We start from the raw sequence: 213 nt of genomic DNA on the forward strand, positions 1-213 counted from the left end.
GTCTTCCTTATCTGTAGCACTTACCTCAGTCATTGGGTCAAATTTACTTCCAACCTTTATTGTTTTGTTTTCTGCTTTTATTACTGGTGCATTATTTATTTCAACCATTTTTGGATTTACTGTTACTACTCTTTTTACAGTTATTGTGTTACCATCACTATCTGTTACTGTATAAGTTACTTCATACTTTCCTGGTTTATTTGTATCTACTGA

General features: G+C 31.5%; 1 protein-coding gene. It reads right to left on the reverse strand.

What is annotated here, in order from left to right:
• Positions 1 to 213 (reverse strand): immunoglobulin-like domain-containing protein (locus K5V21_RS19285; protein ID WP_221862683.1); only part of this gene is annotated, 213 nt, incomplete at both ends.

The organism is Clostridium sardiniense, assembly GCF_019753795.1.
Classification (GTDB): domain Bacteria; phylum Bacillota; class Clostridia; order Clostridiales; family Clostridiaceae; genus Clostridium; species Clostridium sardiniense.